Origin of the sequence: uncultured Sphingomonas sp., from assembly GCF_913776855.1 — a bacterium.
Lineage (GTDB): Bacteria > Pseudomonadota > Alphaproteobacteria > Sphingomonadales > Sphingomonadaceae > Sphingomonas.
The window spans coordinates 24,391-41,692 of sequence record NZ_CAJYQD010000025.1; the positions used below are offsets into that span (position 1 = coordinate 24,391).

General features: G+C 68.6%; 16 protein-coding genes. 4 read left to right on the plus strand and 12 right to left on the minus strand.

Features of this window, described 5'->3' with window-relative positions:
- Positions 1-83: 83 nt before the first annotated feature.
- Genes QZ755_RS06575 through hemC form a run of 6 tightly spaced genes read right to left on the minus strand, consistent with a single transcriptional unit; the run spans position 84 to position 5,441 of the window.
- Complete coding sequence (locus QZ755_RS06575; RefSeq protein WP_294320977.1) at positions 84-1,211, minus strand: CaiB/BaiF CoA-transferase family protein; 1,128 nt, start codon at positions 1,209-1,211, stop codon at positions 84-86.
- Positions 1,208-1,720 carry a GNAT family N-acetyltransferase gene (locus tag QZ755_RS06580; RefSeq protein ID WP_294320979.1) on the minus strand — a complete coding sequence of 171 codons (513 nt, stop codon included), beginning with the start codon at positions 1,718-1,720 and terminating at the stop codon, positions 1,208-1,210. The genes QZ755_RS06575 and QZ755_RS06580 overlap by 4 nt, the downstream gene beginning before the upstream one ends.
- Positions 1,720-2,904, minus strand: a complete 1,185-nt coding sequence (locus QZ755_RS06585) for an acyl-CoA dehydrogenase (protein WP_294320981.1) — start codon at positions 2,902-2,904, stop codon at positions 1,720-1,722. The genes QZ755_RS06580 and QZ755_RS06585 overlap by 1 nt, the downstream gene beginning before the upstream one ends.
- Positions 2,905-2,915: 11 nt before the next feature.
- Positions 2,916-3,836, minus strand: a complete 921-nt coding sequence (locus tag QZ755_RS06590) for a hypothetical protein (protein ID WP_294320983.1) — start codon at positions 3,834-3,836, stop codon at positions 2,916-2,918.
- A gap of 31 nt (positions 3,837-3,867) precedes the next feature.
- Positions 3,868-4,533, minus strand: a complete 666-nt coding sequence (locus QZ755_RS06595) for a uroporphyrinogen-III synthase (RefSeq protein ID WP_294320985.1) — start codon at positions 4,531-4,533, stop codon at positions 3,868-3,870.
- Complete coding sequence (gene hemC, locus QZ755_RS06600; RefSeq protein ID WP_294320988.1) at positions 4,530-5,441, minus strand: hydroxymethylbilane synthase; 912 nt, start codon at positions 5,439-5,441, stop codon at positions 4,530-4,532. The genes QZ755_RS06595 and hemC overlap by 4 nt, the downstream gene beginning before the upstream one ends.
- 80 nt (positions 5,442-5,521) lie before the next feature.
- Here hemC and tsaD point away from each other — a divergent pair, with 80 nt between their 5' ends.
- Together tsaD and QZ755_RS06610 are read left to right on the plus strand one after the other, a co-directional pair.
- Entirely contained in the window at positions 5,522-6,562 is a 1,041-nt protein-coding gene (gene tsaD / locus QZ755_RS06605) for a tRNA (adenosine(37)-N6)-threonylcarbamoyltransferase complex transferase subunit TsaD (RefSeq protein ID WP_294320991.1), read from the plus strand.
- Positions 6,559-7,533: an NAD(P)H-dependent glycerol-3-phosphate dehydrogenase gene (locus tag QZ755_RS06610; RefSeq protein ID WP_294320994.1), complete on the plus strand. Its 975-nt coding sequence runs from the start codon at positions 6,559-6,561 to the stop codon at positions 7,531-7,533. Before tsaD ends, QZ755_RS06610 begins: the two co-directional genes overlap by 4 nt.
- Here the strand turns inward: QZ755_RS06610 and QZ755_RS06615 are convergent.
- The 4 genes from QZ755_RS06615 to QZ755_RS06630 all read right to left on the minus strand — a co-directional run bounded on the left by QZ755_RS06615 (position 7,528) and on the right by QZ755_RS06630 (position 10,863).
- Positions 7,528-8,322, minus strand: a complete 795-nt coding sequence (locus QZ755_RS06615; RefSeq protein WP_294320995.1) for a DUF72 domain-containing protein — start codon at positions 8,320-8,322, stop codon at positions 7,528-7,530. The genes QZ755_RS06610 and QZ755_RS06615 overlap by 6 nt on opposite strands.
- A 40-nt stretch (positions 8,323-8,362) precedes the next feature.
- Entirely contained in the window at positions 8,363-9,076 is a 714-nt protein-coding gene (locus tag QZ755_RS06620) for a hypothetical protein (protein ID WP_294320998.1), read from the minus strand.
- Between the two features lie 75 nt (positions 9,077-9,151).
- A complete protein-coding gene (gene metW / locus QZ755_RS06625) occupies positions 9,152-9,739 on the minus strand; it encodes a methionine biosynthesis protein MetW (RefSeq protein ID WP_294321000.1) in 588 nt (195 codons plus the stop codon).
- Complete coding sequence (locus QZ755_RS06630; protein ID WP_294321003.1) at positions 9,736-10,863, minus strand: homoserine O-acetyltransferase; 1,128 nt, start codon at positions 10,861-10,863, stop codon at positions 9,736-9,738. The genes metW and QZ755_RS06630 overlap by 4 nt, the downstream gene beginning before the upstream one ends.
- Before the next feature lie 218 nt (positions 10,864-11,081).
- Between QZ755_RS06630 and hisC the strand changes: the two genes are divergently transcribed.
- Positions 11,082-12,176 carry a histidinol-phosphate transaminase gene (hisC, locus tag QZ755_RS06635; RefSeq protein WP_294321005.1) on the plus strand — a complete coding sequence of 365 codons (1,095 nt, stop codon included), beginning with the start codon at positions 11,082-11,084 and terminating at the stop codon, positions 12,174-12,176.
- Complete coding sequence (locus QZ755_RS06640; RefSeq protein WP_294321007.1) at positions 12,176-13,084, plus strand: prephenate/arogenate dehydrogenase family protein; 909 nt, start codon at positions 12,176-12,178, stop codon at positions 13,082-13,084. Before hisC ends, QZ755_RS06640 begins: the two co-directional genes overlap by 1 nt.
- 74 nt (positions 13,085-13,158) lie before the next feature.
- Here the strand turns inward: QZ755_RS06640 and QZ755_RS06645 are convergent, their stop codons facing one another.
- Together QZ755_RS06645 and ftsH are read right to left on the minus strand one after the other, a co-directional pair.
- Positions 13,159-15,087 carry a CocE/NonD family hydrolase gene (locus QZ755_RS06645; protein WP_294321010.1) on the minus strand — a complete coding sequence of 643 codons (1,929 nt, stop codon included), beginning with the start codon at positions 15,085-15,087 and terminating at the stop codon, positions 13,159-13,161.
- Positions 15,088-15,277: 190 nt separating this feature from the next.
- Positions 15,278-17,239, minus strand: a complete 1,962-nt coding sequence (gene ftsH, locus QZ755_RS06650) for an ATP-dependent zinc metalloprotease FtsH (protein WP_294321013.1) — start codon at positions 17,237-17,239, stop codon at positions 15,278-15,280.
- Between the last annotated feature and the right edge of the window lie 63 nt (positions 17,240-17,302).

Here is a 17,302-nt window from a genome sequence, read left to right on the forward strand (position 1 = left end):
AGCATCGTGACCGACGATCGACGCCGCCCCGGATCGAAAATGGCCCGGCGCGAAGCGGTCGCTCGCAGGGCGATGACGGTGGTTCAACCTCGTCGAATACCGCTATATGGCCGCTTCGGCGCGCCCCGATCGGCGACCATCCGTTCGCCATCGATCACGATCGGCCCGGCAAGGCCCGGCAGACCATCGGGCCGGATCGCCATGCCGCGCGCGATCACCTGCGGATCGGCGAACACCTCGTCCAGCGCGTTGATCGGGCCGGCGGGGATGCCGGCGGCTTCCAGCGCGTGCGCCAGTTCGGCCTTGCGCCACGTCGCCACGGCGGCCTGCACCGCCCGGATCACCTCGCGGCGATGCGCCACCCGCGCCGGGTTGGTCGCAAAGCGCGCGTCGGTGTGCAGATCCAGCCCCAGGATGCCGCACAGCCGCGCGAACTGCCCGTCATTGCCGACCGCGACGATCAACGCGCCGTCCGCCGTCTCGAACGCCTGATACGGCACCAGATTGGCATGGCCGTTGCCCATCCGCGTCGGCACGCTGCCCCCCGCCATCAGGTTCAGCGCCTGGTTGGCCAGCACCGCCACCTGCGTGTCGAGCAGCGCCATGTCGATATGCGCGCCCTCGCCGGTCAGGTCGCGCCGGCGCAGCGCCGCCAGGATCGCGACGCCGGCATATAGCCCGGTGAACAGGTCGGCATAGGCGACCCCCGATTTTTGCGGCGCGCCGTCCGGCTCCCCGGTCAGCGACATGGCGCCGCCCATCGCCTGAATGATGAAGTCGTATCCGGCGCGGTGGGCATAGGGGCCGTCCTGCCCGAATCCGGTGATCGAACACGTCACCAGCCCCGGCCGCACCGCCGACAGCGCCGCGTGGTCGAGGCCGTATCGGGCAAGGCCGCCGACCTTGTAATTCTCGATCACGACATCGGCCCCGGCGACCAGCGCGCGGACCTCGGCCTGTCCCTCAGGGCTGGTGATATCGATCGCCACCGACGTCTTGCCGCGATTGGTCGCGTGGAAATAGGCCGCGTCGCGGGCGCTGCCGTCGGGTGCGGTGACGAAGGGCGGACCCCAGTGGCGGGTGTCGTCGCCGCTGCCCGGCCGCTCGACCTTCACCACGTCGGCGCCCAGATCGGCGAGCAGCTGCCCGCACCATGGCCCGGCGAGGATGCGGGCCAGCTCGACCACGCGGACCCCGGCCAGCGGCTTCACCGACGGCGCAGTTCGTAGACGACGTGCGGCACCATCCGTCCGCCGCGCAGCACGTCGATCGTGCCCGGCCGCAACGTCGCGCCCAGTGCCTCGACCGCGCTCCGCGACCGGCGATTATCCTGCCCGATATGAAAGGTGACGGCCGAAACCTGGCCGGCGACATGATCGCTCATCAGCCGCTTGGTCTCGCGGTTATGGCCCCGCCGCCACCGGTCGCGCGCAAGGAAGGTCCAGCCGATCTCGATCTCGTTCGCCTGCCGGTCATACGGGCCATAACGGCTCGACCCGATGACGCTGCCGTCACCCGTGTCGCGGATGGTCAGCATCCCGCCGCCGGCCAGCCCTTCGTCGAAAAAGGCGCGAAAGACGCCCGGCTGCCAGCGGTCGTGTGCGGGATGCTGGTCCCAGATCATCGGGTCCGATGCGACCGCAAACAGCGCGTCGAAATCCTCCGGTATGCTCGGCGCGATGCGGACCAGATCACCGACCAGCTCGGGCTGGCGATCCATCAGAACGCGGCAATCCCGGTGATTGCCCGGCCGAGGATCAGGCCATGGACGTCGTGCGTGCCCTCATAGGTGTTGACCGTTTCGAGGTTGATCGCATGGCGCATCACATGGAATTCGGCGGCGATGCCGTTGCCGCCATGCATGTCGCGCGCGGTGCGGGCGATGGCCAGCGCCTTGCCGCAATTGTTGCGCTTGATGATGCTGATCGCCTCAGGCGCCAGCGAGCCTTCGTCGAACATCCGCCCGGCCCTGAGCGCCGCCTGCAGCCCCAAGGCGATCTCGGTCTGCATGTCGGCCAGCTTCAGCTGCACCAGCTGTTTGGACGCCAGCGGCACGCCGAACTGCTGCCGGTCGAGCGTGTACTGGCGGGCGGCGTGCATACAGAATTCCGCCGCGCCCATCGTGCCCCAGGCGATGCCGTAGCGTGCGCGGTTCAGGCAGCCGAACGGCCCCTTCAACCCCTCGACATGCGGCAGCAGCGCGTCCTCGCCGACCTCGACGCCCTCCATCACGATCTCGCCGGTGATCGATGCGCGCAGCGACAGCTTGCCCTCGATCTTGGGCGCGGACAGGCCGGCCATGCCCTTTTCCAGCACGAAGCCGCGGATCTTGCCGCCATGGGCATCGGACTTGGCCCAGACCACGAAGACATCGGCGATCGGCGCATTGGTGATCCACATCTTGGCACCGCTGATGCGATAGCCGCCGTCGATCTTCTCCGCCCGCGTCCGCATCCCGGCCGGATCGGACCCGGCATCAGGTTCGGTCAGCCCGAAACACCCGACCCATTCGCCGCTGGCCAGCTTCGGCAGATACTTCGCCTTCTGCTCCTCCGACCCAAAGGCGTTGATCGGATGCATCACGAGGCTCGACTGCACGCTCATCGCGCTGCGATAGCCCGAATCCACCGCCTCGACCTCGCGCGCGACCAGGCCGTACGCGACATAGCCCATGCCCGCCCCGCCATATTGCGGATCGATGGTCACGCCCAGCAGGCCCAGCGCGCCCATCTCCGTCATGATCTCGCGCGCGAAATCCTCGTCGAGGAACGCGCGGGTGACGCGGGGCAACAGCTTGTTCCGGGCATAGCCATGCGCCACGTCGCGGACCATGCGTTCGTCGTCGCTCAGCTGCGCATCGAGGGCGAAGGGGTCTTGCCAGTCGAACTGGCCCATATCGGCCATGGGCTTTTCCTTTAGAGCGTGGGGGCGACCGTTTCGGCCGTGGCGGGGGGGACGGATTGCGGCGGGGCCTGCTGCAGGATCACCGGCGGCGCGACCGGCGCCGGATGCGGCGTGGTGAGTGCGACCGATTCCAGGTCGACCAGCGCCTTGCGCGCATTGACGTACCGTTCGGCGGCGGTGGTCCAGCGGGCGGCATTCGCGGCGCCGGGCATCCGTTCGATCTCGGCCATCGCCTGTTCCACCTGCCCGGTATCCAGCCGGCGGCGCGCACGTTCCAACCGGTCGCCGGGGCGGCTGCTGGGCGTCGTGCCTTGGCGGATCACGATCAGCTGCCCGATCTCGCGGCGCAGGGCGTCCCACCAATTTTCGTTCACCGGGCCGGCGGTCAGCGGGATCGCGGCGGCGTCCAGCGCGCTGCGCAGGTCGTCGAGCGTCACCGGGTTCTGCGCGGCGGCGATCAGCGTGCGGACCGCATCGGGCCGGCTGCCCCCGAACCGGTCGCGCAACTGCCCCTCCAGATAGTCGAGCGGCCGCCCGCGATCCAGCGCGCGGCGGGTGGCGACGATCACCATCATGTCCTCGGCGCGGGTGGCATAGCCTGCCGCATTGCGCGCGCTGCTGTCCAGCCCGACGATGCGCGTTTCCAAGTCGGCGATCCGCGCGGCCAGTGCCGCCTCGCGTGCCGACAGGATCGGCAGGGCGGAAACCTGCGTCGGCGGGGCGGCACCGGTCGCGGCGGGGGTGGGCTGCGCGGTCGGCACGGCGACCTGCTGCCGCATCCCCCATCCGAAGCGCGGGGCCACATAATACAGCACCGCCAGCGTCGCGCCGATGCCGATCACGAAGGCCAGGATCGCCACGGCCAGCCTGCCCTGCCCCCCCCGGCGACGCGGGTTGCTGCTCGTCGGAAAGGGCACATCGTCGCTGATCATGCTGCCTTTATCCCCGCGCCTGTCCGTCGGGTCAATCACATGCATCGGCAAGGACGACGGCGGCGGCGATGGTCGCGGTGTCGTCCGGCCGATCGGCGACCGCGACCGCGCGCCATCCGCTACCCAGCGCGTCGGCAACCGCCGGGGCGATGGCGGCGACGGCGATGGTGGCAGGGTCGGCGACCAGCATCGCCAGCCGCCGGGCCGCGCGCCGGGAATGGACCAGGGCGACCGAGCCGTCGAGCAGGGCGGTGTCGACCCCTTCAATCACCTCACTGGCATAGACCGCGCGGATCGCCGATAGCACCGTATGGTCGGCAATCGCCCGATCGCGCGCCGTCAGCAGCAGCGCCCGGCGGACTCCGGCGCGTTCGGCGGCGTCGAGCAGCGCCCGGCCATCGGAATCGCCGGTCGCGACGACCCGTAGTCCCGCCGCCCGCGCCGCCGCCGCCGTCGCCGCGCCGACCGCATGGACCGGCAGCGCCGCATAAGCCTGCAGTGCGGCCCCCGCCTGCCGCACCGCATTGGCGCTGGTCAGGATCAGCGCGTCATGGTCGGTCGCCGGCGGGCCGTCCCACGCCAGCGGTTCGATCGCGAACAGTGGCAGGCGGATCGCGGTCCGGCCCAGCGCCTCGATCGCCTGCGCGGTGGCGGCATTGCCCGGTTCGGGGCGCAGCACCGCCAGCGGCCGGCTCATCGCGCGAACAGCTTCGCCACGTTGTCGGGCGCGCGCGCCAGCATCGCTTCGGCCAAGGCGCGCGGCATCTCGATATCGTCGATCGCCCCGCTGGCGCTGTCGACCACCTGCGCGCTGCCGTCCTGCGCCAGCAATTGCGCGCGCAGCGTCAGCACATCGCCCTCGATCGTCGCCAGCGCCCCCACCGGCGAATGGCAATCTGCCCCCAGCGCCGCGAGGAAGCCGCGTTCGGCACGCACCGCCTGATGCGTCGGGGCGTGGTCGATCGCGCGGACGAAGGCGAGCGCATCGGCATCCTCGGCGCGCACCTCGATCCCGACCGCGCCCTGCGACGGGGCGGGCAGCAGCATGTCGATCGACAAGGCCGTCCCGATATCGTGTCGCCCCAGCCGCTCCAGCCCGGCGGCGGCGAGCAGCGTCGCGTCGACCTCGCCCGCCGCCAGCTTTGCAAGGCGCGTGTCGACATTGCCGCGGAACAGCACGATCCGCGCGTCGGGGCGGTGGTGCAGCACCTGCGCGGCACGGCGCGGGCTACTGGTGCCGACCACGCCATCCCTGGGCAGGTCCGCCAGCGACGCGACCCCGACCAGCCGATCGCGGACATCGGCGCGCGGCAGCATCGCGGCAATGCGGATTTCGGTCGGGCGGACCGTCTCGACATCCTTCATCGAATGGACCGCCGCATCGATCTCGCCACAGCACAGCGCGCGGTCGAGTTCCTTGGTCCACAGCGCCTTGCCGCCGATCTCGGCCAGCGCGCGGTCCTGCACCCGGTCGCCGGTCGTCTTGATCGTCACGATCGCGATCGTCGCCGGGTCGATCCCGTGCGCCGTTGCCAGCGCGTCGCGCGTCGCGTGCGCTTGCACCAATGCCAGCGGCGATCCGCGGGTGCCCAGTTTGAAGGTCATGGTCGCTCGCTATCCATCGCGGCTGCGCAGGGCAAGCCGGGGGTTCGCACCGCGCCCCGATCCGCGCTAAGGCCGACGCCATGTCCACCCCCCTGATCCTCGGTATCGAATCCAGTTGCGACGAAACCGCCGTTGCGCTGGTGCGCGGCGACCGCACCATCCTGTCGCATCGCCTGGCGGGGCAGGAGGCGGCGCACGCCCCGTACGGCGGTGTCGTGCCCGAAATCGCGGCGCGCGCGCATGTCGAAATCCTGCCGTCGCTGGTCGAGGGGGCGCTGGCCGATGCCGGCGTCGCGCTGCGCGAGGTCGATGCGATCGCAGCCACCGCTGGCCCCGGACTGATCGGCGGGGTCATGGTCGGGCTGGTGACGGCCAAGGCGCTGGCGCTGGCGGCGGGCAAGCCGCTGGTCGCGGTCAACCATCTGGAGGGCCATGCGCTGTCGCCGCGCCTGACTGATCCCGACCTCACCTATCCCTATCTGCTGCTGCTGGTGTCGGGCGGCCATTGCCAGCTGCTGCGGGTCGATGGCGTCGGGCAATATCGGCGGCTGGGCACCACCATCGACGATGCGGCGGGCGAGGCGTTCGACAAGACCGCAAAGGTGCTGGGTCTCGGCTATCCCGGCGGCCCGCGCGTCGAGGCGGCGGCGCTGGCGGGTGATGCGAAGGCCGTACCGCTCCCCCGGCCGCTGGTCGGCACGCCCGATCCGCATTTCTCCTTCGCGGGCCTGAAGAGCGCGGTGCTGCGCGCACACGATGCCGGCATTCACACGACCGCCGACATCGCGGCATCGTTCCAGCAGGCAGTCGTCGACTGCCTGCTCGACCGGACAAAGCTGGCGCTGCACCTCGCCGGGCCGGTCAGTGCGCTGGTGGTCGCGGGCGGAGTCGCGGCCAATCGCGCGGTGCGCTCGGCGCTGGAGGGGCTGGCAGAGGCGAACGGGCTGCGCTTCGTTGCGCCGCCGCTCTGGCTGTGTACCGACAATGCCGCCATGATCGCGTGGGCCGGGGCCGAGCGGTTCATGGCCGGGCATAGCGACCCGCTCGACGTGGCCGCGCGGCCGCGCTGGCCGCTCGACCCGTCGGCGGAAAAGGTGCGTGGGGCAGGAGTGAAGGCATGAAGATCGGGGTCATCGGCGGCGGCGCATGGGGCACCGCGCTGGCGCAGGTTGCGGCACGCGGCGGCGATGTGACGCTCTGGGTGCGCGAGGACGAGGTCGCCGACGCAATCAATACCACCCACAGCAACCCGCTGTTCCTGCCCGGCGTCGCCCTGTCACCGGCGATCCACGCCACGACCAATGCCGCCGCGTTGCAGGCGGCGGACGCGCTGCTGGTCGTCGCCCCCGCGCAGCATGTCCGCAGCGTGTTGTCGGCGATCGACGTCGGCACCCGCGCGCTGGTGCTGTGCGCCAAGGGGATCGAGGCGGGGACGCGGATGCTGGTTGGCGAAGTGGCGCGCGCCGTCCATCGCCAAGCCCCGGTCGCGGTCCTGTCCGGCCCGACCTTTGCGCATGAGGTCGCGGCGGGCAAGCCGACCGCCGTCACGCTGGCCTGTGCCGATGCGGCCTTGCGCGACCGGCTGGCCGAAAGATTGGCGGCGCCGGCGTTCCGCCCCTATGCCAGCGACGATGTGATCGGCGCGGAGATCGGCGGCGCGGTCAAGAACGTCCTCGCCATCGCCTGCGGTGTCGTGGAGGGGGCCGGGCTGGGCCAGAATGCGCGGGCATCGGTGATCGCGCGCGGCTTTGCCGAAATGACGCGGTTCGGGCTGGCGCGCGGCGCGCGGGCGGAAACGCTGGCCGGGCTGTCGGGACTGGGCGATCTGGTGCTGACCTGTTCGTCGACCGCGTCGCGTAACTATTCGCTGGGCGTCGGGCTGGGGCAGGGCCGCGCCGCCGCCGAGCTGATGGCGGATCGCCGGACGGTGGCGGAGGGGGCGTTCACCGCGCCCGTGCTGCGCGAGGCGGCGGCGGAAGCGGGCGTGGACATGCCGGTGACGGCGGCAGTCGGCGCGCTGCTGGACGGCACGCCCGTCGCGCAGGTGATCGATACGCTGCTCGCCCGCCCGCTGCGCCGCGAGGGGCTATAGCCGCGCGATCAGTGCCTGGGCGCCGGCCGGCGCCCGCAGCTTCGCGCCGTTGATGAAGAAGACAAAGGTTTCGCGGGGCTTCTTCGTGGGCGGCGCGGCATCGACATAGGGTAGGCCGTCCGGCACTCCGCCACTGGCCCAGGTCCGCGCCGCGTCAGCCCAGCGGTCGAGGGCTGCATCGTCATAGCCGGTGGCGACATGCTCCTGCGCATTCTCCAGTCGGGCGTAGGTGAAGTCGCCGGTCACATCGGCGATGGCAGGATAGTCGGCGGAATCGGCATGGACGATCGCCACCCCCGCCTTGCGCGCCATGTCGACGAACGCAGGCACCGCAAAGCTCTCATGCCGGACCTGTACCGCATGGCGCAGCGCCACCCCGGCATGGGTATCGGGCAGCAGCGACAGGAAGGCGGCGAAGTCGTCGGCGTCGAACTTCTTGGTCGCCATGAACTGCCACAGGATCGGTCCCAGCTTGTCGCCCAGTTCGGCGATGCCCGAGCCGATGAACCGTTCGATCGATTCACCTGCCTCCGCCAGTACCTTGCGGTTGGTGCAGTATTTCGATGCCTTTACCGCGAAGACGAAGCCGTCGGGCGCGGTCGCGGCCCAGTTGGCGAAGCTCGCCGGCTTCTGCGTGCCGTGATAGGTCGCGTTGATCTCGATCGCGGTCACCGCGCGCGACGCGAATTCCAGCTCGCGCTTCTGGGCCAGCTTGTCCGGGTAAAAGGTGCCGCGCCACGGCGGAAAGCTCCAGCCGCCGATACCGATGCGAATGGGAGCGTGGGTCATGCACCGATCGTGACTGGTCGCGGCATCGCTGGCAAGCGGATCAGCGCGCCGCCATACGATAGCCGCCACCGGTAACGTCGGTGGAGGCGACCAGCAGCTGCGGATCGACCACCAGTTTCGGCACGTGTCCCGCCTGCCACGCCGCCAGTTCGACGCGATACCGGTCATAGGCGCGGTAGAAATCGATGAACGGCTGGTCGAGCGAGGCGATGCCGGGTGCGGCAAAGCCGTCGATCCCGCCCGCCGGCAGGTCGGCGACCTGCGCCAGCATTGGCAAGGCGGTCGCGCAGAATTGTTCGCGGACCGGCGGCTGGGCGAAGTAGTTGTAGACGCGGGTCATCGCATCGTCGAACCGGTCCTGCCAGTCACCCCCGCCCCGGCGATATTCGGCCTCCAGCGCCTTGTGCGCGGCGGCGAACCGGGCGGCATGGACCTTCAGCAACCGGTTATAGTGCGCGACGCCGGTCGGGTCGGCGATGTTGCATTGAAGTGCGGCGACGTTCAGCGCCGACCGCAGGTTCCACACCGCCGCGTCGGCCGACAGCGCGTGGTTGGGCGTGGCGTAGCTGCCATCGGACAGGACGGCAGGAATGGTGAGCGTGGCCGCTGCGCCCATCGGCGGCTTCGGCTTCGGCGCGGGGGCCGCAACCGGGACCGGCGGCGGCGCGACCACCGCGACCTCGGGCGTCTTGCGCGCGCAGCCATGGAGCAGCACGGCGCTGCAGGCAGCGAGCAGGAGCAGGCGTGTACGCATCGAACCGATTCCCGTCTTGTCCCCCGACAGATCCGGAATATCGGCCGCAAAGCCTTCAGGGTGGTTAACGCGGCGTCAGCGTTTGAGCAGAAACACCGCATGTTCGGCGCGGAAATTGGCCGCCGCCGCCGTCGTCCGCCGGCCCCCCGAGAGGAACCACGCATCGACGACGGTGATCCCCTGCTTGGCGACATAGGCGCGGAAATCGTCGATCGTCAGGTGGTGGATGTTGGGCGTTTCGTACCATTCGAGCGGCAACAGCGTCGTCACCGGCATCCGCCCGCCCCACAACAGCGACGCCCGCACCCGCCAGTGCGCGAAGTTGGGGAAGGACACGAACGCCTGCGCGCCGATGCGGAGCAGGTGGTCCAGCACGACGTGCGGCCGCATCGCGGTCTGCAGCGTCTGGCTGAGGATCGCATAGTCGAAGCTGGCGTCGGGATAGTCGGCCAGGTCGCGATCGGCATCGCCCTGCATCACCGACAGCCCCTTGGCCATCGCATCGGCGACATTGCCCGGATCGATTTCCAGCCCGCGGGCATCGACGCCGCGTTCGTCGCGCAGCGCCGCCATCAGTTGCCCGTCGCCGCAGCCGACGTCGAGCACGCGCGAACCCCGCGCGACATGCGCGGCGATGATGGCGAGGTCGGGGCGGAGCGTCATGCCCTCGCCTCCAGGAAGCCGCGCATGATCCGGTCCAGTTCAGATGAATCGAGCAGGAACGCGTCGTGCCCGAATGGCGAGGAAAGCTCGACGAAGCTGGCCGGCGCGCCGGCGGCGTTCAGCGCATGGACGATATTGCGCGACTCGGCGGTCGGGTACAGCCAGTCGGTATCGAAGCTGACGATGCAGAACCGCGCCTTCGTCGCGCGAAAGGCGTTGGCCAGCGTGCCCCCATGTTCCTCCGCCAGATCGAAATAATCGAGCGCGCGAGTGATGTAGAGGTACGAGTTCGCATCGAACCGGTCGGTAAAGGCCAGCCCCTGATGCCGGAGATAGCTTTCGACCTGGAAATCGGCGTCGAAGCCGAAGGTCTTGGTACCCGCCTGTCCATCGGCGCGCGTCTGCAGCTTGCGGCCGAACTTCGCGGTCAGGCCCGCTTCGGACAGATAGGTGATATGGGCCGCCATCCGCGCCACCGACAGCCCGGCGGCGGGCGGCGACCCCTCGCTATAATAATCGCCGCCGCGCCAGTTGGGATCGGCCATGATCGCCTGTCGCCCGACTTCGTGGAAGGCGATATTCTGCGCCGAATGCCGCGCGGTCGAAGCGATCACCACCACTGCCTCCACCCGGTCGGGCAGGGTCGCGGCCCACGACAGCGCCTGCATCCCGCCCATTGATCCGCCAACCACGGCGCGCAACCGGTCGATGCCAAGATGGTCGAGCAGCATCCCCTGCGCCCGCACCATGTCGCGGATGGTCAGCACCGGAAAGCGCATCGCATAGGGGGTGCCGGTCGCCGGATCGATGCTGGCCGGACCCGACGACCCCATGCAACTGCCCAGCACGTTCGAACAGATGACGAAATGCTTGTTGAGGTCGATCGGCTTGCCCGGCCCCACCATGCGCGACCACCAGCCGGGCTTGCCGGTACGCGGATGGGTGGAGGCGACATGCTGGTCGCCGGTCAGCGCGTGGCAGATCAGGATCGCGTTGTCGCGGGCGGGCGACAGCGTGCCGTAGGTTTCATAGGCGATGTCGATCGCGGGCAGCATCGCGCCGCCATCCAGCGAGAGGCCGGTGGTTAAGGTGGCGCGGCGATCGGGACCGAAACGGGAATCCATGGGGCTTGCGGTTAGGCGGGCGGCGCGGCGGGTTCAAGGGTCGGGGCGTGCGACACCACCCCCATCGTCATTCCCGCGCAGGCGGGAATCCATATGCGCTGACGTTCATGCCGGGGGCGCAACCGCTGCGTTTATGGATCCCCGCCTGCGCGGGGATGACGTAGAGGGCACGCCCCAAACCTTGCGTTCACGCCCCGCATTTGCCACTGCGCTGCCCCATGAACGCACCCGCTCCCAAGCCCTGGATCCTCGACATCGCCCCCTACGTCCCCGGCCGGTCGAAGACCGACGACGGGCGGCAGGTGGCGAAGCTGTCGTCGAACGAGAACCCGCTTGGCACCTCGCCGCATGCCCGTGCCGCCTTCGCGACGGCGGACCGTAGTCTCGAGCGCTATCCCGATCCCGCCGCCGCCGACCTGCGCGTCGCGATCGGGCAGGCGCATGGGCTGGACCCGGCGCGCATCATTTATGGCACCGGGTCGGACGAGGTGCTGCACCTGGCGGCCGGGGCCTATGCGGGGCATGGCGACGAGGTGATCTTCGTCCGCTACGGTTTCGCGGTCTATGAGATCGCGACGCGGCGGGTGGGGGCAACGCCGGTGATCGCGCCCGACAGGGATCATGCGACCGATGTCGATGCGATCTTGGCGTGCGTGACCGATCGCACCCGCGTCGTGTTCGTCGCCAACCCGAACAACCCGACGGGCACCTACGCCCCGCGCGATGAGATTGCACGGCTGCACGCCGGCCTGCCGTCGACCGTGCTGCTGGTGCTCGACCAGGCCTATGCCGAATATCTGGAGCCGGCGGAGGACGACCACGGCCTCGAACTGGCGAGGACGCAGCCGAACGTGCTGGTCACGCGGACCTTCTCGAAGATCCACGGCCTCGCTGCCGAACGGATCGGCTGGGGCTATGGCTCGGCGGAGGCGATCGACGCGATGCACCGCATCCGGGCACCGTTCAACGTGACCACCGCCGGACAGCAGGCGGCGATTGCCGCGATCCGCGACAAGGGTTTCGTCGAGGCGAGCCGCGCCCACAACCGCCAGTGGCGGACGTGGTTCGAGGGTGAGATCGCCGCCATGGGCAATGCCGGCCTGCGCGCCGTGCCGTCAAAAGCCAATTTCGTGCTGGTGCTGTTCGAAGGACCGGTCAGCGCGGGCGATGCCTATCAGGCGCTGATGGAGCGCGGCTTCATCGTCCGCTGGCTACCGGGACAGGGGCTGGCCAACGGCCTGCGCATCTCGATCGGGACCGAGGCGGAGGTGCGCGGCATCACCGCCGCGCTGCGTGAGATCGTGGGCGGCTGATGTTGCCCTTTTCCCGCGTCGCCATCATCGGGCTGGGGCTGATCGGGTCGTCGATCGCCCGCGCCGTGCGTACCGAGATGCCGACGGTGCGGCTGACCGGGCATGACGCGTCGCTCGAAGCGCGCGAGACGGTGCGCGCATTGGGGCTGGTCGACGACTGTACCGACCATGCCGGCGCGGCGGTGATCGATGCCGACCTGGTGATCCTGTGCGTGCCCGTAGGCGCGATCGGCGGCGTCGCGGCGGAGATCGCCGCCGACCTGCCCGCCGGCGTCATCGTCAGCGATGTCGGGTCGAGCAAGGCTGGAGTCGCCGCCGCCTTTGCCAAGGCGCTGCCGGGCGTGACGGTCGTACCGGCGCATCCGGTGGCGGGAACCGAGCGTAGTGGGCCGGACGCGGGCTTCGCCACGCTGTTCAAGGGGCGCTGGTGCATCCTGACGCCCGCAGCCGATGTCGATCCGGCGGCGGTCGAGCGGGTTGCCGAATTCTGGCGGCGGCTGGGCGCCGACATCGATACGATGGACGCGCAGCATCACGACCTGGTGCTGGCGGTGACCAGCCATCTGCCGCACCTGATCGCCTACACCATCGTCGGGACCGCATCGGACCTGGAGGCGGTGACGCAGAGCGAGGTCATCAAATATTCGGCCGGGGGGTTCCGCGACTTCACCCGGATCGCTGCGTCCGACCCGACGATGTGGCGCGACGTGTTCCTGGCCAACAAGGATGCGGTGCTGGCGATGCTGCAGCGCTTTTCCGAGGACCTGTCGGCGCTGCAACGCGCGATCCGCTGGGACAAGGGTGACGAGCTGTTCGACCTGTTCACCCGCACGCGGGCGATCCGCCGGTCGATCGTCGAACAGGGGCAGGACGACGCCCGCGAGGATTTCGGGCGCAGCCACGGGTAGGGGTTTCCTCTCCTACAACCCGATACACGTCACCCCAGCCTGCGCTGGGGTGACGCTTCTGGTTGGTGGGGAAGTTACTTCGCCTCCACCACCGGCAGCCACACTGCACTCGGGCTCGACCCGCCGCGTTCGATCGTCACCGTCGCCTTGCGATACGCATCCTTGGGCGCGGTAAAGATGTTCGGGACATAGGTCTGCGGGTTGCGGTCATAGAGCGGGAACAGCGACGACTGGACCTGCACCATGATGCGGTGGCCCGGCTGGAACACATGGTTCACCGTCGGCAGGCGGAAGCGATAGCGCTGCGTCTTGTTGGCAGGGATCGCCGAGGGCTTGGCGAAGTCGTTGCGATAACGCCCGCGGAAGATGTCGAGGCTGATCGGTAGCTGGTATCCGCCCATCGCCGGCTGGCCCGGCACGACGTCGGGATAGACGTCGATCACCTTCACCACGAAATCGCCATCGGTGCCGGTGGTCTTGGCAAAGATGTCCGCCATCGGCGCGCCGGATACCTTGACCGGCTGGGTCAGCACCGGCGTCTGGTAGGTCATCACATCGGTGCGGCCATCGACATGGCGCTGGTCGCTGACCAGCCATGCCTTCCACCGGCCGTCATCGAAATTGACCGGGCGCGAGAGGTGCGGGACCGGCTTGGCGGGATCGGAGACATAGCTGTCGCCGCCGGCCTTGGCCGCAGTAAAGCCGAGGTCACCGTCGGCGCCGAGGTAGATGGGCTTCAGCGGGGCGGCGCAACCCTTCTCGCACGCCGGCGGCCATTGGGCGAGTTCGTCCCAGTGATTCTCGCCGGTATTGTAGATCAGTGCCTGGGGCGGGGTGAACGCCGGGCGGCCGTCGCGAAGATACTGGTCGAAGAAGGGGAAGAGGTAGTTCTCGCGCCATTGCAGCGCGGTGTCGCCGTTGAACTTGATGTCGCCCAGCGACGACCCGTCATAGTTCGCGCCACTGTGGCGCCACGGCCCCATGACGAGGAAGTTGTTGCCGCCCTTGCCCTTGGCCTTCAGCGCCTCCCAGGCGGTGATCGCGCCGTACATGTCCTCCTGATCCCACAGGCCCTGTTCCCACATGGTGGGGACGTTCGACGGGTTGGCGGCGATCAGCTTGTCGAGTGCCTGTCCCTGCCAATAGGCATCGTAGGACGGGTGCGCGACGAAGCGCTGCCAGAAGGGCAGCTGGGCGTAGCCCGATGCCTTCGCCCAGTCGTTGGCCGAGCCGACGTTCCGGAACTGGTCGTAATCGTCATAGGTGGTCGAGGGCGGCGAGGCGCCGGGACCCTTGTAGCCGGTCTGGCTGCCGATCCAGCCGATATTGGCGAGGCGGAACGCGCCGTAGTGGAACCAGTCGTCGCCCATCCAGCCGTCGATCATCGGGCTTTCGGGCGCGGCAACCTTCAAAGCGGGATGCGGGTTCAGCAGTGCCATGACGACGGTGAAGCCTTCATAGGACGACCCCAGCATCCCGACGCGGCCGTTGCTTTCCGGCAGGTTCGCCTTCTTCACCAGCCAGTCGATCGTGTCATAGGCGTCGGTGACGTGATCGACATTGGTCGGGTTCAGCGGTCCGCGGACCGGGCGGGTGACGACATACTCACCCTCCGACCCGTACTTCCCGCGAATGTCCTGGAACACGCGGATATAGCCGGCGCGGGTGAACACCTCGTCGCCCTGCGGCAGGGCGGCGACATAGCTGGTGCTGTCGGCACGGGCGACGCGGCCCGACGCGTTATAGGGGGTGCGGGTCAGCAGGATCGGGGCGTTCGTCGCGCCCTTTGGGATCATGATGACCGTGTGCAGCTTCACCCCGTCGCGCATCGGGATCATCACTTCGCGCTTCACATAGTCGTATTTGTCGGTCGGCGGTGTGAAGTTGGCCGGGATGTCCCCCTTGGGCGGCCAGATGTCGGGGCCGGGCTGGGCGGTCTGTGCGGCGAGGGTCGACGCGCCGAAGGCGAGGGTGCAGGCAAGCAGCAGCGGACGGATACGCATGAAATCGAAGACTCCTGACCGATCGCCGGACGACGATGCGATGATGTCACATCGTTCGGCGGGGCGTCGGGGAAGTCAATATGACCGACGGCAATATCGGCCCAAAGTTCACTAAGTTCACACTCGTCGCGTTTTCGCGCGCGGCGTGAAGTCCGGTAGCGGAGCGACTGCTCCACCACCGGGAACAGGGTTATGCGCCCTGCGGCGTCGGCGATCCGAAGGGGCCGCGCGGGCGGCGGGTCTTCGGGATCGACGTGCCGGCGGCGGCCAGCGGGGTCGACGGCGTGCCTTCGTCGCGGCCGATATCCTCGCCCGCGATCAGGCGCTTGATCTCGTCGCCCGACAGGGTTTCATATTCGAGCAGCGCGCCGGCCAGCGTGTGTAGCTGGTCGACATGATCGGTCAGGAGCTGGCGCGCACGTTCCAACCCGCCCTCGACGATGCGCTTGATCTCGCTGTCGATCAGCTCGGCGGTCTTGTTCGACATGCGTGCCGGAGCCGAGGACGAATAGCCGAGGAAGCTTTCGCCCTGCGGCTCGCCATATTCGACCGGGCCGACCGCATCGGACATGCCCCAGCGGGTGACCATGTCGCGGGCGAGCGACGTCGCCTGCTGGATGTCGCCCGAGGCGCCCGACGACACCTTGTCATAGCCGAAGATGATCTCCTCGGCGATGCGGCCACCCATCGCGACCGACAGGTTCGCGTACATCTTGTCGCGGTGATAGCTGTACGAATCCCGTTCCGGCAAACGCATCACCATCCCCAGCGCCCGGCCGCGCGGGATGATCGTCGCCTTGTGGATCGGGTCCGATGCCGGTTCGTGGAGCGAGACGATGGCGTGGCCGGCCTCGTGATAGGCGGTCATCCGCTTTTCATCGTCGGTCATCACCATCGAGCGCCGCTCGGCACCCATCATCACCTTGTCCTTCGCCTCCTCGAACTCCTGGTTCGCGACGAGGCGCTTGCCCTTGCGCGCGGCGGTGAGCGCCGCTTCGTTTACGAGGTTGGCGAGGTCGGCACCCGAGAAGCCCGGCGTGCCGCGCGCGATGACGCGGGCATCGACGTCGGGCGCCAGCGGCACCTTCTTCATATGGACCTGCAGGATCTTAATCCGGCCCTCGATATCGGGGCGCGGCACCACGACCTGACGGTCGAACCGGCCCGGACGCAGCAGCGCGGGGTCGAGCACGTCGGGACGGTTGGTCGCCGCGACGATGATGATGCCCTCGTTCGCCTCGAAGCCGTCCATTTCGACCAGCAGCTGGTTCAGCGTCTGCTCGCGTTCGTCATTGCCATTGCCGAGGCCCGCGCCACGATGACGGCCGACCGCGTCGATTTCGTCGATGAAGACGATGCACGGCGCCGACTTCTTGGCCTGTTCGAACATGTCGCGCACGCGGCTGGCGCCGACGCCGACGAACATCTCGACGAAGTCCGACCCCGAAATGGTGAAGAACGGCACGCCGGCTTCCCCCGCGATCGCGCGGGCGAGCAAAGTCTTGCCGGTGCCGGGCGAACCAACCAGCAGCGCGCCCTTCGGAATCTTGCCGCCCAGCCGCGCGAACTTGGTCGGGTCCTTGAGGAAGTCAACGATCTCGGTCAGCTCGGCGCGCGCTTCGTCGATGCCCGCGACATCGTCGAAGGTGACCTTGCCTTCCTTCTGCGTCAGCATCCGCGCGCGCGACTTGCCGAAGCCCATCGCACCACCGCCGCCGCCGCCCTTCTGCATCTGGCGCAGCACGAAGAAGGCGATGCCGAGGAACAACAGGAACGGCAGCGACTGGACGAGGATCGCCATCCAGATGTTCGGCCCTTCCTCAGGCCGCGCATTCATGACGACGTTCTTGGTGCGCAGCCGTTCGATCAACTGCGGATCGTTCAGCGCGTTCGTACGAAACTTGTCGTCGTTGGTGTAGGTGCCGGTGATCGTGTTCGGCGCGATAGAGACATCGCGGACCGATCCTTCATCGACCTTGTTCAGGAAGGTCGAGTAGGGGATCACCTGTCCCTGCGTCTGGGTCGACGGGCCATTGAACAGCTGGACGAAGATCGCCAGCGACACCAGGATGCCGACCCAGATCAACAGGCTCTTCATCCAGGGATTGCCGCCGTTATTCTCGGGACCGTTCTGCTTGTCGTTGTCGTTCATGCGGACGTGCTACCTCTCAGTCCACCTAAGATAGGCTTGGCGAGGTTAATGGCAATGGAACAA